The 14,194-nt window shown below is 40.0% G+C and carries 19 protein-coding genes; 13 read left to right on the forward strand and 6 right to left on the reverse strand.

The window, feature by feature from the left end; translation table 11 throughout:
* Positions 1–149 precede the first annotated feature (149 nt).
* The 6 genes from ACSBOP_RS09640 (at position 150) to ACSBOP_RS09665 (ending at position 6,512) form a co-directional block, all read left to right on the forward strand.
* Positions 150–1,100, forward strand: coding sequence for an ABC transporter permease (locus ACSBOP_RS09640; RefSeq protein ID WP_442604193.1), 951 nt, complete (start codon positions 150–152; stop codon positions 1,098–1,100).
* A complete protein-coding gene (locus ACSBOP_RS09645) occupies positions 1,093–2,040 on the forward strand; it encodes an iron chelate uptake ABC transporter family permease subunit (RefSeq protein WP_442604194.1) in 948 nt (315 codons plus the stop codon). The genes ACSBOP_RS09640 and ACSBOP_RS09645 overlap by 8 nt, the downstream gene beginning before the upstream one ends.
* Positions 2,037–2,792, forward strand: coding sequence for an iron ABC transporter ATP-binding protein (locus ACSBOP_RS09650; RefSeq protein WP_442604195.1), 756 nt, complete (start codon positions 2,037–2,039; stop codon positions 2,790–2,792). The genes ACSBOP_RS09645 and ACSBOP_RS09650 overlap by 4 nt, the downstream gene beginning before the upstream one ends.
* 25 nt (positions 2,793–2,817) lie before the next feature.
* Positions 2,818–3,762 (forward strand): siderophore ABC transporter substrate-binding protein, encoded by a 945-nt coding sequence (locus ACSBOP_RS09655; RefSeq protein WP_442604196.1) that lies wholly within the window; start codon positions 2,818–2,820, stop codon positions 3,760–3,762.
* A 225-nt stretch (positions 3,763–3,987) separates the two neighbouring features.
* Positions 3,988–4,446, forward strand: coding sequence for a Dps family protein (locus ACSBOP_RS09660; RefSeq protein WP_442604197.1), 459 nt, complete (start codon positions 3,988–3,990; stop codon positions 4,444–4,446).
* 113 nt (positions 4,447–4,559) lie between these two features.
* Positions 4,560–6,512 carry a DUF2334 domain-containing protein gene (locus tag ACSBOP_RS09665; protein ID WP_442604198.1) on the forward strand — a complete coding sequence of 651 codons (1,953 nt, stop codon included), beginning with the start codon at positions 4,560–4,562 and terminating at the stop codon, positions 6,510–6,512.
* 83 nt (positions 6,513–6,595) lie between these two features.
* Here ACSBOP_RS09665 and ACSBOP_RS09670 read toward each other — a convergent pair whose 3' ends face one another.
* A complete protein-coding gene (locus ACSBOP_RS09670; RefSeq protein ID WP_442604199.1) occupies positions 6,596–8,437 on the reverse strand; it encodes an ABC transporter substrate-binding protein in 1,842 nt (613 codons plus the stop codon).
* Between the two features lie 123 nt (positions 8,438–8,560).
* Here ACSBOP_RS09670 and ACSBOP_RS09675 point away from each other — a divergent pair, with 123 nt between their 5' ends.
* Positions 8,561–8,716, forward strand: coding sequence for a hypothetical protein (locus ACSBOP_RS09675; RefSeq protein ID WP_442604200.1), 156 nt, complete (start codon positions 8,561–8,563; stop codon positions 8,714–8,716).
* Here ACSBOP_RS09675 and ACSBOP_RS09680 read toward each other — a convergent pair.
* The 3 genes from ACSBOP_RS09680 to ACSBOP_RS09690 form a co-directional block, all read right to left on the reverse strand.
* Complete coding sequence (locus tag ACSBOP_RS09680) at positions 8,709–8,945, reverse strand: hypothetical protein (RefSeq protein WP_442604201.1); 237 nt, start codon at positions 8,943–8,945, stop codon at positions 8,709–8,711. The two genes, ACSBOP_RS09675 and ACSBOP_RS09680, sit on opposite strands and share 8 nt — an antisense overlap.
* 97 nt (positions 8,946–9,042) lie before the next feature.
* On the reverse strand, positions 9,043–9,360 hold the full coding sequence (gene trxA / locus ACSBOP_RS09685; RefSeq protein ID WP_442604202.1) for a thioredoxin: 318 nt from the start codon (positions 9,358–9,360) through the stop codon (positions 9,043–9,045).
* Positions 9,357–9,713: a MerR family transcriptional regulator gene (locus ACSBOP_RS09690; protein ID WP_442604203.1), complete on the reverse strand. Its 357-nt coding sequence runs from the start codon at positions 9,711–9,713 to the stop codon at positions 9,357–9,359. The genes trxA and ACSBOP_RS09690 overlap by 4 nt, the downstream gene beginning before the upstream one ends.
* Before the next feature lie 158 nt (positions 9,714–9,871).
* Here ACSBOP_RS09690 and msrB point away from each other — a divergent pair, with 158 nt between their 5' ends.
* Positions 9,872–10,849: a peptide-methionine (R)-S-oxide reductase MsrB gene (gene msrB / locus ACSBOP_RS09695; RefSeq protein WP_442604204.1), complete on the forward strand. Its 978-nt coding sequence runs from the start codon at positions 9,872–9,874 to the stop codon at positions 10,847–10,849.
* A gap of 73 nt (positions 10,850–10,922) precedes the next feature.
* Here the strand turns inward: msrB and ACSBOP_RS09700 are convergent, their stop codons facing one another.
* Positions 10,923–11,366 carry an Hsp20/alpha crystallin family protein gene (locus ACSBOP_RS09700; RefSeq protein ID WP_442604205.1) on the reverse strand — a complete coding sequence of 148 codons (444 nt, stop codon included), beginning with the start codon at positions 11,364–11,366 and terminating at the stop codon, positions 10,923–10,925.
* A 116-nt stretch (positions 11,367–11,482) separates the two neighbouring features.
* Between ACSBOP_RS09700 and ACSBOP_RS09705 the strand changes: the two genes are divergently transcribed.
* The 5 genes from ACSBOP_RS09705 (at position 11,483) to ACSBOP_RS09725 (ending at position 13,196) form a co-directional block, all read left to right on the forward strand.
* Positions 11,483–11,716 (forward strand): spore germination protein, encoded by a 234-nt coding sequence (locus ACSBOP_RS09705; RefSeq protein WP_442604206.1) that lies wholly within the window; start codon positions 11,483–11,485, stop codon positions 11,714–11,716.
* 5 nt (positions 11,717–11,721) lie between these two features.
* A complete protein-coding gene (locus ACSBOP_RS09710) occupies positions 11,722–11,931 on the forward strand; it encodes a spore germination protein GerPB (RefSeq protein WP_442604207.1) in 210 nt (69 codons plus the stop codon).
* 63 nt (positions 11,932–11,994) lie between these two features.
* Positions 11,995–12,585, forward strand: coding sequence for a spore germination protein GerPC (gene gerPC / locus ACSBOP_RS09715; protein ID WP_442604208.1), 591 nt, complete (start codon positions 11,995–11,997; stop codon positions 12,583–12,585).
* A 5-nt stretch (positions 12,586–12,590) separates the two neighbouring features.
* Positions 12,591–12,770 carry a spore gernimation protein GerPD gene (locus tag ACSBOP_RS09720; protein WP_442604209.1) on the forward strand — a complete coding sequence of 60 codons (180 nt, stop codon included), beginning with the start codon at positions 12,591–12,593 and terminating at the stop codon, positions 12,768–12,770.
* A gap of 12 nt (positions 12,771–12,782) precedes the next feature.
* Positions 12,783–13,196, forward strand: coding sequence for a spore germination protein GerPE (locus ACSBOP_RS09725; RefSeq protein ID WP_442604210.1), 414 nt, complete (start codon positions 12,783–12,785; stop codon positions 13,194–13,196).
* A gap of 117 nt (positions 13,197–13,313) precedes the next feature.
* Here the strand turns inward: ACSBOP_RS09725 and ACSBOP_RS09730 are convergent, their stop codons facing one another.
* Positions 13,314–13,895, reverse strand: coding sequence for a maltose acetyltransferase domain-containing protein (locus ACSBOP_RS09730; protein ID WP_442604211.1), 582 nt, complete (start codon positions 13,893–13,895; stop codon positions 13,314–13,316).
* Positions 13,896–14,194: the final 299 nt, after the last annotated feature.

The following is a 14,194-nucleotide window of genomic DNA, read 5'->3' on the forward strand; positions in this document are numbered from 1 at the left end:
TGCAATAGGATGATAAATAGCTTCTCAAGCCTTAAATATGTTGACATTCTTTTGTACCAGAGTGTTGACATATTTATTTGTTATGCTTATAATGCGAAGTGTAATATCTAAATGATAATGAATATCATTATCACGATATGGGGGATTACATGAGAATTACATACGTATTTGTGGCTTTCATTGTGTTTTCATTCCTATCTATTTTTATTGGAGTGAAAGATATATTACCAATGGACGTCTTCAACTTATCCGATGATCAGATTCAGATATTAATAACGAGTAGATTGCCTCGATTGGCGAGTATCATTATTGCTGGTGTGAGTATGAGTATTTGCGGCTTAATCATGCAGCAGCTCACTCGAAATAAGTTCGTATCACCTTCAACTGCTGGGACGATGGATTCAGCGAAATTAGGAATATTAGTGGCGCTCATGCTGTTTACATCCGCAAGTCTATTACAGAAAATGTTGATTGCCTTTATATGTGCGTTACTAGGGACATTCATCTTCATGAAGATTCTAGATCGAATTAAATTTAAGGATACGATTTTTATCCCCTTAGTTGGTCTCATGTTTGGTAGTATTATCAACTCGGTCTCTACTTTTATCGCTTACAAATACGATTTGATTCAGAATATTTCTTCGTGGCTGTTAGGAGATTTTTCTATGGTGATGAAAGGCAGATACGAGCTTATGTATATCAGTGTTCCCATTGTGATTCTTGCATATCTGTTCGCCAATAAATTTACAGTCGCGGGAATGGGAGAAGAATTTTCAAAGAATTTAGGTTTGAATTACAAGCAGGTTGTGAGTATTGGGTTAATTCTCGTGGCACTAATGACAGCATCCGTTATTCTTACGGTTGGTGTAATTCCGTTCCTAGGCTTGATTATTCCGAATATCGTTACAATCTTCCAGGGTGATCATTTAAAGAAGAGTCTGCCGCTTACGGCTTTACTCGGAGCTGTCTTCTTACTCGCTTGTGATATTTTAGGCCGTGTCATTATTTTCCCATACGAGATTCCAATCAGCCTTACCGTTGGAGTTATTGGTAGTGTGATATTCATTTACTTGTTAATGAGGAGAAAAGCTTATGCATAACAAAGGGAAGTTATATGCCCTTGGTATCCTATCCCTGGTATTGATAGCAACCTTCTTATTTTTCAAAATAGGACCGAATTGGGATTATGTACTTCCTCGCAGAGGAATGAAAGTCATTGCAATTGTTTTAACGGGTGCAGTGATTGCCTTATCTACGGTCATTTTTCAGACGATTACGAATAACCGAATTCTAACACCGAGTTTGATTGGACTAGATTCGTTGTACATGTTAATTCAGACGATTGTCGTATTCTTGTTCGGCTCTATGAGTCCTATGGTCATGAATCGTAATCTGAATTTCATCATCTGTGTTAGTCTGATGGTTTTATTCGCTGCTCTACTATTTCGTGTGTTATTTAAGCGTAAAGGGTCTAATATTTATTTTCTTCTATTAATAGGAATTATTTTTGGGACATTATTTCAAAGCTTAAGTTCATTTATGCAGGTCCTCATCAATCCGAATGAGTTCTTGATCATTCAAGATAAGATGTTTGCTAGTTTCAATAATATCAAGACCAATCTGCTTGTGATTTCTAGCATTCTAATTGTACTAGTCGTTCTTTACTTTATGCGATTCTTTAAGTATCTAGATGTATTGTCGTTGGGTAAAGATGAGGCCGTAAGTCTGGGTGTTCCTTATGATTCTATTGTCAAAAGGTTACTGATTATCGTGGCGATCCTTATCTCGATATCTACCGCTTTAGTCGGACCGATCACGTTCTTGGGGTTACTCGTAGTCAATGTGACTTATCAATTTATAAGAACCTATAAGCATCAATATATAATCATAGGTTCCATGCTAGTTAGTATCATCGCTTTGGTAGGGGGACAGCTCATTGTTGAACGCGTCTTTACCTTCTCTACTACATTAAGTGTCATTATTAATTTCGTAGGTGGAATCTATTTTATTTATCTGCTGCTAAAGGGGACTAAGTCATGATTGAAGTGAAGAATATATCAAAGCAATATGGCGATAAGAAAGTGGTAGATCAAGTATCACTTCACATTGCCAAAGGAAAGATCACTTCGTTCATTGGTCCTAATGGTGCAGGTAAGAGTACGCTGATCTCGATCATAAGTCGTCTTATATCACAGGATGAGGGCGAAGTAACCATTAATGGTCAAGATATAGCGAAATGCAAGAGTAATGACTTAGCGAAGATGATATCTATTCTTAAACAGATCAACCATATTACCTTACGCCTGACGATTCGTGAGCTTGTTTCCTTCGGACGATTCCCTTATTCCCAAGGAAGACTTACTGCAGAAGATTGGAAGCATGTGGATGAGGCGATTGCATTTATGGATTTAACGGATATCCAGCATCAATACATGGACCAATTAAGTGGTGGACAGAAGCAAAGAGCGCATATTGCAATGGTTATTGCGCAGAACACGGAATATATTTTGCTGGATGAACCGCTCAATAATCTAGATATGAAGCATTCCGTTCAAATCATGAAAATATTAAGAAGACTTGTAGATGAGCTTGGTAAGACGATTGTCATTGTGATTCACGATATTAACTTTGCTTCCTGCTATTCCGACTATATTGTCGCTCTTAAAAACGGCAGAGTTGTTAAGGAAGGTCCTACTGATTCCATCATTGATTCTCAAGTACTTCATGATATTTATGATATGGATATTCAAATTGAAAATATAAATAATCAAAAAATTTGTGTGTACTTCTAAAAAATTTAAGGTAGAGGTGTTGGATATGAAAAAATTATTCATGGTATTATTCATCGCATTACTTTCAGTCAGTCTGGTTGCTTGTGGTTCAAAAGAAGCGTCTAAGGAATCTACTCCAGCTGGTGGCAGTAGTGAAGAACTGACGATTAAACATAAATTAGGCGAGACGAAGATTAAGAAAAACCCGAAAAAAGTTGTTGTATTTGACTATGGTACACTAGATACACTAGACAAATTGGGTGTTGAGGTTCTAGGGTTACCAAAGACCAACCTTCCAGCTTATTTATCCAAGTATAAAGATGATAAATATGTGAATGCAGGTGGACTTAAAGAGCCAGATTTTGAGAAAATCCATGCTTCTAAACCAGATTTGATCATTATCTCAGGCAGACAATCCGATCAATACGAAGAATTTAATAAAATTGCCCCAACGATTTATCAAGGTGTCGATACAGATAAATTCATGGAATCTTTTACAGAAAACATAAACACAATCGGTAAGATTTTTGGAAAAGAAGCGGAAGTTACGAAAGAGTTAGCTCAAATCAATAACGTAATTAAGACTACGAGTGACAAAGCGAAAGCAAGTGGAAAGAACGCATTGATTCTTTTGGCTAATGACGGAAAAATTAGTGCTTATGGGGAAAAATCTAGATTTGGATTGATCCATGATGTCATGGGATTCAAAGCTGTTGATACGAATATTGAAGTATCTACACACGGTAAACCTGTCACTTTCGAATATGTTGCTGAGAAAAATCCAGATTACCTATTTGTTGTAGACCGTACGGCTGCGGTTGGAGGTAAATCCGCGGTTAAAGATTTCATTGAGAATGAGCTAGTGAAGAAGACGAATGCGTATAAAGCTCAGCATATTGTTTATCTAGATTCTGATTACTGGTATCTCTCTGGTGGTGGCTTAATCTCTGTAACGGAAATGATGAAGCAAATTGAAGCTGTTATCAAATAGATAGTCATACTTTTAGAAGCGCCATGTTGCCGATGATCTGCGGATCATCTAGGCGATACATGAGCGCTTCTTTGTTATGTATCGCAAAAACTTCATTGAATCTTCATGATTTATAGAAATGGATGTGTTAATATAAACTCAAGGATTTAGATTAAGTCTAAATTTAATAATAGATCGAGTGATATTTGGGTAATACTAAAATAAACGAAAAGAGGATGATGAATCATGGCAACAACAGCAATGACAACAAACAAAACTTTGGAGCAAGTATTGAACAAACAAATCGCGAACTGGCAAGTACTTTACACGAAATTACACAATTACCACTGGTATGTAAAAGGAACTCATTTCTTCACACTGCATGCAAAATTTGAAGAATTGTATAATGAAGCAGGCGGACATGTGGATGAATTAGCGGAGCGATTGCTTGCCATTAAAGGCAGACCTGCAGCTACCTTATCCGAGTATTTGAAGCTGACTTCGATCCAAGAAGCAACTTATAATGAGAATGCGAACCAAATGGTTGCAGCAATTATTCAAGATTTTGGCGTTCTTATTCAAGAGTTAAAAGAAGGTATGGAGATTGCACAAGCTGCAGGAGATGATTCCACATCTGATATGTTTTTGGAAATTGCAGGAAATTTAGACAAGCATGTATGGATGTTGAATGCATTTTTAGGATAATCGTCCTAATTCCTCTCATGAATCGTATATTCGATCTGATTATTTCGTGATATATTGTTAGAAAGCGAGAGCAGATCGCAATTATACGTATTCATGAGAGGTGCTTCATTCGGATGTTGCAGAAATTACGTTTTTGGCGTTATTTGATGATTTGGTTGGTTGTCCTAGTGACATTGGACGTTTTTCGTATGGTTCCGGTATCGGGTGAACCTAGCGATCCGAAGATGATGCTGCTTCGCTTGGAGGATATTGGACCAGGTGGGCAATTTGACAGCTTAGAGAACCTGGGTAAACTACGTGCAGTGTTAGATTATCTCAATGAACAGCAAGTTAAAGTTCACTTAGCGGTTATTCCACGCTGGCTCAATATTACAGAGGATAATCGTGTTTACGACAAATCATTAGATCAAGTCAATGATCCTTATATCCAGGCGTTTAACCGTGTCCTACACCATGAAGAAGAGAATGGCAACGTCATTGGCATGCACGGGTATACGCATCAAGTAGGCACAATTCGTCGTACAGATGGTCATCATGAATCTGGAATCGGTAATGAGCTCGATGTTAATAACGTACCTGAGACTTCAACGGCTGAATTTGCAAAAGAACGGATAGAGGCAGGTCTTCGAATCTTCAAGTCTGCTGGATTCATTCCGAAGTTTTGGGAGGCACCACATTATCATTTTGCAACTGGGCAGGATAAGGTGTTCCGGTCCTACTTTGGTGTTTTGTACGAGAACGAATTAGAAAAACCAAATCAAGCGTATGTCAATGTGAAAAATGAACGTCCAACTGGGTTTGGATCCAGTTCTCTCGGGGCTGTTTATGTTCCTACTCCTTTTTCTTATGTTCCTTATAATCAGGATGAGAAAATCATTTTGAATCAAGTTGGGCAGAAGAAGTTAGCTTCCTTTTTCTATCATCCGTTTTTGGAATTCAAATTCTTACAGCCTGTTAAGGACAGTGCAGGAGAGCCTGTTCTTCGAGATGGAATACCTGAATATTCGTATATTGGCTCCAATAAGAGTAAATTGCAGCGCATTGTTCATGAGATGAAGGGAAAGGGCTACACCTTCTCAACGATTCATGATGTAACGCCTTTTACACCGGCGAATTCTATTCCATTGGGACTTGATAAAGGTGCGGCAAGAATCCGTACTGGAGATGTGACGGGTAGGGGAGAAAGTGCTGTAGTTCGATGGATGGATAATGGCGATTTTATCGTGCAAAAAGGTGAGTTCCGCGATGTACGTAATATCGAGCAGTCTGCACCACAGACTTGGCTCCGTACGACCCGAAATAAAGGGGATCAATTCACACTCGTTGATGATAATGAGGACGGGAAGAAAGATTTGTGGATTCTTCGAGCAAACGGGAAGATTGAAGCCTATCATTCCAATGGCCAGCAGTTCCTCTTTTATCAATCTTGGAATGTTCAAGTGAATGAAGAGTGGAACGATGTGCAAGCATTCAAGCCCGCAAAAGGTGAATGTGTTATCGCAGGGGTTTCCAAAGATATGTCAAAGCTGTATGGCTATCATATGCGGCAAGGTGAACTTAAATCGATTGCACCACTAAAAGCGAAGTCGCTACCTTTCCGTCACTTGAGTGTGACCAAAGAGTCGAAGGAATCGCCAGAATCCTTATTCGTCCCGAAAAAAAATGCGGATTCAGGTGTTCGTCTTGAATACGTGAGCGCGGAAGGCAAATGGAAATTCAAGCGCATTAGTCTAGGGATACCAGTCGATTCAGGTGAAATTCGTCTAGGTGATTTCAACGGCGATGGTCGTGAAGATGCCCTGCATTGGGATGATGTGAGACAAACATTTACCGTCTACCTCCGCGATGAGCAGGATAACTACCAGTGGCTTTCAAGTTTTGGCCCTTGGGGCATGCCAGGAGCGCGTCTTCTCATTGATGATTTTGATGGAAATGGAAAGATGGACATTGGTCTAATTGAGAATGAAGCCATTAAGCCCGATAACCCGAAAGCGGAAGCAGGGCAATGGGTGCTCGATGTAGCTTTATCGTATGAGACAGGCGAAGCTGTTCTAAAGAGCCAATAAAGCATTAATATTACAAAGAAAACGATTTGTCCGTTCTATGATCATAGACGGTACAAATCGTTTTTTTTATGGATCCTATTTATTTAATTCATCACACGGTACACTTCGCCTGTCTTAAACGTTGGCTGGAACCACAATTGCTTAAAGTCAATCCAACCGAGAGAATTCAGGGCGATGCCGCGAATGGATGATTTGAAGATCGTCTGTTGGGTTCTATGGAGTAAGAATAATGTCTGGTAGCTGTGCTTAATGATAGATTCCAGTTCGTTGATCCGCTTAATATGCCCATTATGGAGAGGTTCTTGCTGCATATCAGTGATTTGACGTTGAATTTGAGCTCTTGTCGCTTCCGTAAGATGGACGTAATTGACCGAGAACGGAGAGAGATAGGTGTCAAGTAAGGCGATGTCAATATCATCAAATGATGTGATCCCAAGTAGAACACAGTCTGCTTCCAGTAAACGATCGGGTTTTGACATTTCAGCGGTTGATAGCACTTTAATCTCAAGTGGGATCCCAAAGTGAGCACATTGCTGCTGGACCCACCTTCCTGCAGGCTCATGCCATGAAGTCACACACATTACGAGCGGCTCACTTGCATAAGCGATGCTCTTCAGAAGTGTTCTTGCTGCTTCTGGATCGTAATCTTCCTCTTCTATACAGAGTGAGCTCGTTTCCGCTGCAACGAATCCTGAAGCGGGTATTGCGAGCGAGTTATAAACATGCTCAGCCATGCCTTTTCGATTAATCAGGTGATGTATAGCTTTGCGAAATTTAGAGTTTAGGTGTGGACCTTGTTTGTTCATATTAAATGAGATGATATTGCAGCCTGTTTCAAGCCTCGTCTCTGCCTTCCATTGTGAGGTAGGGAGGGCAATCGGATTGTGATGACTGACGAGCACATGCATCTCCTTGCGCTGCTCTGCGGGGTATAGAGACTTCTCAGGCAGATGCCAGATGTCGATCTGATCCAATTGCGCACGTCCGAGAAAATAGTCTGCGAATGCCTCCAATTTACAGTTATATGCATCGAAATGATTGACCCGATAAGGTCCTGTCCCGATCGGAACACGGATAGATACATCCAGATCGCCATTATATAAGTCTTCACAAATGATGGATGTTGCAAGTGCAGCCATGTATCGATGGAACATGTGATTTGTCGTTTTTAATTGAAATTGAACCACATGTGTACCCAATATTCGAATCTCTTGAATTTGTGCTGCGATCCATCCATTAGGTGTGGAATCAGTACGATGCTTAAGACGTGTAAGTGTAAACGCTACATCTCTAGCTTGTAATTCACTTCCATGATGGAATCGTACTCCTTTTCGCAGATAAAAAGTCCACTGTGTGGAATCCGGATTTGCTTCCCAGTGCAGTGCAAGATGTGGAATGACCCTGCTGTTCTCAGCGTCGTAACAGACAAGAGTATCAAAAATTTGGTGAACCATATGATGATCAATCGTGTAGAGAACATCAATGGGGTCAAGTGTAGTGAAGTGTCGGAAAATGGGGAATCGGAGCACATCGAGCTTCTTTTCATTCTCTAATACCTCTTTAAACCCGAAGTTGTCTGCAACCCATTCTGAAAAATAAGCTTTCACCGACTCATCAATCTCTGGCAGTCGCATGAGCTCCATGACTTCTTTCAAGTTTCCACGTGCTAGATGAGGCTCCATCTCACGTACAATTAGCTCTTTAGCAGGTAGGAGTAAGCGGATTTTGGAATGGTTTCCTCGTCCGCGCCCAGGTGTCCACTTGATCCAACCCTCACCCTCCATTTTCTTAATAATCAATCTAATGTTTCGGAGTGAAGAGAATAAAAGTTCAGACAACTCTTCGAGTGTGATGGGAATATCTGCGTTTTCTCCCTGCGGTCCAATCTTTGATACGATTTGCTGATAATAAATTAATAACTGCACAGTGAAACTCACCACCTTGAAAAGATGAAACATTCAACAAAATTATACCATTTTTAACCTATTGGAAGCATGGTAAATTTGATTTATAGAAAGAATTCATATGAAAACGGAGTGTGAGAGAATATGATGTTCAGCGAATTGTATGTAATGGAGAAAATGATGGCATCTAATCAAGCTGAATTTGAAAAGATAGATCGTCAAGGGCTTTGGAGAGATCCATTCAAAGACTTGTTAGAAAAAAAAGAGAAAAAGCAAACGCAAACGCAAACAGCTAAATAATTCGCCGTATGCAGGATATAGGAAAATGAAAAGCTCGATCCATTCCGTAATCTCCGGATAGATCGAGCTTTTTGTGTTTTTGCTGCCTCATCAATTGTTCTTTCGTCTTGGTCGTTCTCGTAGTCATATCGATTGCAATCTCTTGACCTCTGCGTTGTAAGGCATAGGGGTCGTATCCTTTGCGACGGGTTTCTTTTTCTCTCATTTTACGTGCTTCACTTTTTGCCATGTGTGAAAACCTCCATGAAATTCATTCTTGTATCCTCTTTATTGTAAATGTGTTCCATTTGGAAGTAAATACACACATGGCTTGTTCCTATTTAAGCTTAACTATATTGCATGATCAAGGATTGATACACACTTTTAGGTCGTAATCCAACGAGCTTTTCTACAGGTACTCCATTTTGGAATACAATAACGGTTGGCATGGACATGACTTGGTATTCACTAGCAAGTTCAGGTTGGTCATCACAGTTTACTTTTAGAATAGAGACGTTCGTCCTATTTTCTTGACCTAATTCCTCTAGGATGGGGAGCAGCACCTTACATGGTGGACACCATGGTGCGCTAAAGTCAACTAACGTAATCCCTGTTTTGCGAATGGATTCTTTAAAAGTATCATTTGTAACTTGACGAACTTTCATTGTATTTCCTCCTCAAGTATCGATTGGATGCGTTCTTCTAAATTGGATTTGATATTTTGTAGACTTTGAATTTGATTGTTGATCTCAGTAAGCTTTTGTTCATACATGGGTAAGACTTCTTGGCAAAAAGCCTCTTTGTTCTTCATCACACAGTGTAAAAAATATGCGATCTGCTCGGTAGTCAGCCCTAGACTGAGATAGAGTTGAATCGTACGTACTTGTTCCTCAGCAAGCGAGGAAAACTCACGGTACCCATTTTCTTGACGGATTGGGGAGAGTAAGCCTTGCTGCTCGTAGTAACGAATCGAACGGATGCTAACACCTGTACGCTGAGCGAGTTCACCTATTTTCAAAGTAGAAGAACCTCCTTTCAAGTGATTGTGAATGGGTAATGTCGTTATTATAAACGGTGACACCAATGTGAGGGTCAAGAGGAAATTGATCATCTTTTGGAAATTTCCACTTTGCTCTGCTATGATAATAAAAAATAATCGAGTGAGGGTGCAAACATATGAGTGAGAATAACAAGACCATCAATCAATATGAGCAAGCTTGTTTTGCAGGTGGATGTTTTTGGTGTATGGTGACGCCGTTTGAAGATATGCCAGGAATTATTAAGGTGGTATCAGGTTATATTGGGGGACATACTGAGAACCCGACATATGAGGAAGTATGCTCACATACTACGGGACATACCGAAGCTGTACATATTACATTTGATCCGTCTATCTTTCCTTATGAGAAGCTTCTGTCGATTTTCTGGAAACAAATTGATCCAACAGATGCCGGTGGTCAGTTCCATGATCGCGGGTCCTCTTATCGCACAGCGATTTTCTACTACACAGAAGATCAACGCATAGCTGCCGAAGCGTCGAAGCAAGCACTTGAAGAAAGTGGACGGTTTCAATCGCCAATCGTAACTCCGATTGAACCTGCGAGCACGTTCTATACCGCGGAGGAATATCATCAAGATTATCATAACAAGAATCCATTTCGTTATAAAATGTACAGAAAAGGCTCGGGCCGTGATGCTTTTATTGCCCAGCATTGGCATACACAAGAAGACAAGAAACTCCTGCAGCAGAAGCTAACACCGATTCAATTTGAAGTGACGCAGAATAATGGCACAGAACCGCCATTTCGTAATGAATTCTGGGATCACAAGCAAGAAGGTATTTACGTTGATATCGTGTCAGGCGAGCCATTATTTAGTTCGTTAGATAAATTCGATTCAGGCTGTGGTTGGCCGAGTTTTACGAAACCTTTAGTTGGAGGCAATGTGCAGGAAAAAGAGGATTACAGCCACTTCATGGTGCGTACTGAAGTGCGAAGTCGGGAAGCAGATTCCCATTTAGGTCACGTATTTGAAGATGGCCCTGTTGATCAGGGTGGTTTGCGCTATTGTATTAATTCTGCCGCGCTTCGATTCATTCCCAAAGCAGATTTGGAAAAAGAGGGTTATGAGGGATACTTGAGTTTATTTCAGTAACCGATATTCAAGACAAAGGAAAAGCTGCCGCTAAACACGGCAGCTTTTTTTGTATTCTCGAAGGATGAACAGCTTATAAGTATCGGATCGGGACTTCAACAAAATTACCTTTTGACAGCTTCGGCATTTTAATTTGGAGAAAGTCTTGTTTGAATGTTGCACTACTTTTGGACGGAACGACAGGGATGTTAAGAAGAATTCGTTGTTCGGTTGGTAAGCCTTCAATCTTAATTTGTGAAGTGTTGATCGATATGGATAAATTTTCAATTTTGATGTCTTTGGGAATTTGTATTTTGGCGATCACAGCGTTGTGCATTTCAAATAATTCATAAGGGAGGTGAGATTTACCTACATGCATGCTGTTGACGGATGCTTGTTTTAAAACATCTTTTACATATTTTTCGACAAAAGAGGGATCTAGATTTAAGTTGTCTCCCAGTCCTTTTAATGGAAGTTTATTGTTGAAAAAAGGATCATCTGAAAACCAATTCGCATTTTTCGTGTTTGGACTCATCATGTAATCCTCCTGACTCTTTAATTTATTATATGGATGAATCAAACAGAAAGTGACATATAGGCGAATATTTACATACAATGATGGATAGGGAGTACGTTTAGATGGGAGGAGGACCGATGCCTTCAATTGTAGGGAATGTAAAGATCGTCAGTGTCGGCCCCAGTTCCAATGTCCTAATCGGTGATACGGCTGCGGTCATACTTAGCAGCTCTTCCAAGACGTATGCAGGAGCCAACTCATTCACAACGGGCGACACATTCGCCGGCACCTCTATTATAAATAACCAAGCAAGCAGCACCAACACGAATGATCCGGATCTTATCGATAGTCCAAATGTAAGGGTCGTGTGAATAATATGAACTTGACCGTACATCAATGCATTACGATTCATCAACTCCGAATTGAAGCCGTTACGAACTCGTCTGTTTTTCAAATTGGTACTGCAGGTGAGATTCGCGCCCTATCTAATTTATATAATACAGGTGGGTTTACAGGGCCTGCACCGCAGTTTCAGCAACAGGAGTCTCCTGGTGCACCGTTAGTTCCCTTGCCTCGTGTGAAGTAGAAATGTGACAATGACGTATGAGCGTCTCACCCCATGCATAGAATGAGAAGGGGAGGGAATGCGATGCAGTCGCTTTTTTACCAACAAGTCATCAACTATCTGAATTGGCAGACCGATAAGCTCCTTGAGCTGGAACAAATGATGAAACAACTGCAGATAGATGTTAATGCGATTAAAGAGCGCAGTGAAACGAAAATTGATCGGATTGAATATAAATTTGATCAATTGAAAATAGAGAAGTTGGATGGGACCTTAAATATCGGATTAACCCCGAATGTTGGGAAATCCATCGAAGATTTTACAGTGAATGGACAATCGATGGAACAATTAAAAAATGATGATAGTCGTTCGGAGCTATTTATACAAATTCATGAGGAGGTAACTCGTCATCTCACCGAAGAAGTGCCCCGTGAGCTTGAATTGTTAAAAAATAACTATCAAATTGTATTGGGAAATCATTATACAGAAGTCATGATTGAAGACATTCGGAAGCAAATTGATGAACGGATACGGTTTTACATGGGCCCCAAACGCAATGATATGGATTCAAATGATAGGCATAATCTGAGGATTTCGGTGGTCGAGCAAATGAAGCAAGATATTAACATGGCAATCAAGCAGCACATCAATCAATTATTTCGAAAAGAAGAGTGATGATCATGAATTTGACAGTAGTGAATAAAGAGATCTGTGTGGGACATATTCGCGTTCTGGCTGTGGCTAGTTCCTCTGTATTTTTAGTAGGGGATTCCAAGGTCATTAATTGTTCATCCGCTTTTGATACGCCGCCAGAATCCGTATTGGTAGGTCCACTTGTCCCGTTGGCTCATACTCGGTGAGGAGGAAGCTTCGTGGAACGAGTGTCTTGTGTGAATTGCATTCTTATCGAAAATATTTCAGGAGGATGTACTTTTATTTGTGGGGATTCAGGTTATATTCGGGCATACTCACAAGATTTAGCTTTGCAGCGTGAGGTGGCCGTATTTTTTGAAGATGAAGGTGAATATGCAGATTATAGCGTGTTTTCCCGGAATATCCCTCAGGTGGATCAATATGGGGATGTCTGTATGGTTGTGAATAATGAGTGTTCAAGGATCAAGGTCAATCGAATTAAAGTAATAGCGATAGCGGCTGCCTCCGCATTCCAGGTTGGATCTAATATACAGCTGGATTTGGAATGTAGAAGAAAGCACATCAGACAATTCGTCACAGATATTCCCCCAGAGGAAAAGAAGAAGAAACAAATGATCGTTATTAATAAATAATAAATATTAAAAAAGCTGATTGATACAGGAAACCGTCGCTAAATAATGCGACGGTCTTTTTGCGAGAAATTATAGATGAAGGAAAAGAGTCCTTTTTAAGTAAAGGACTCCTTTAAATTATTGTGCTTTGTGGGATGAACTTTGTGGGATTTCTTTAATCACTCTTGCGGGATTGCCGCCAACAACAACGTTACTCGGAACATCTTTTGTTACGACAGCACCTGATGCAACGACTACGTTATCTCCGATTGTGACCCCTGGGTTAATAACCGATCTGCCCCCAAGCCATACATTGTGTCCAATTTTAACTGGCTTCCCATACTCCGCGCCACTACAACGTTCGATTGGATCTAATGGATGGGTTGCTGTGTAAATATGTACACCTGGAGCTAGGAAACAATTATCTCCAAATATGACCGGGCATACATCTAAAATGACACAGTCAAAATTGGCATAAAAATTTTCCCCGATTTGGATGTTATAGCCATAATCAACTTTAAACGTTGGCTCAATGTACAAGTTTTTACCTGTCGAACCAAATAATTTTTTTAGCAATCTTTCACGTTCGTCACCATCAATTTCAGTCGTTTGATTATATAATCGAGTCAACATTCTCGCGTGGCTTCTTTCCTCTACCAGCACAGGATCTGCGGCAAGGTAGAGCTCCCCATCGATCATTTTTTGCTTCTCGGTTTTCATCTTTTTCACTCCCCAAAAACGTTATTTTCACATTCTTCTATTCTATCATACTAAATTGTTAACTAAACAACGGTGCGTTTTTTGTGTTACAATATGGGATAGATATTGACAAGAACGTTGTGATTTTGCAATGAAGAATCGTTATAAAAAACAACTTGATTTTTATAACGAAAATGCTTATGCTACTATATAGTGTGATGTTTATGATTGTATTTACATAAAACATACTAGATATAGAAACAGTGACTATAGCATCGCCTAGAGCAGCAGGTGTCGAAAATCGACTTTATAAGGGATTC

Origin of the sequence: Paenibacillus sp. KN14-4R, assembly GCF_052180255.1 — a bacterium.
In the GTDB taxonomy this organism is placed as follows: Bacteria; Bacillota; Bacilli; order Paenibacillales; family NBRC-103111; genus Paenibacillus_AM.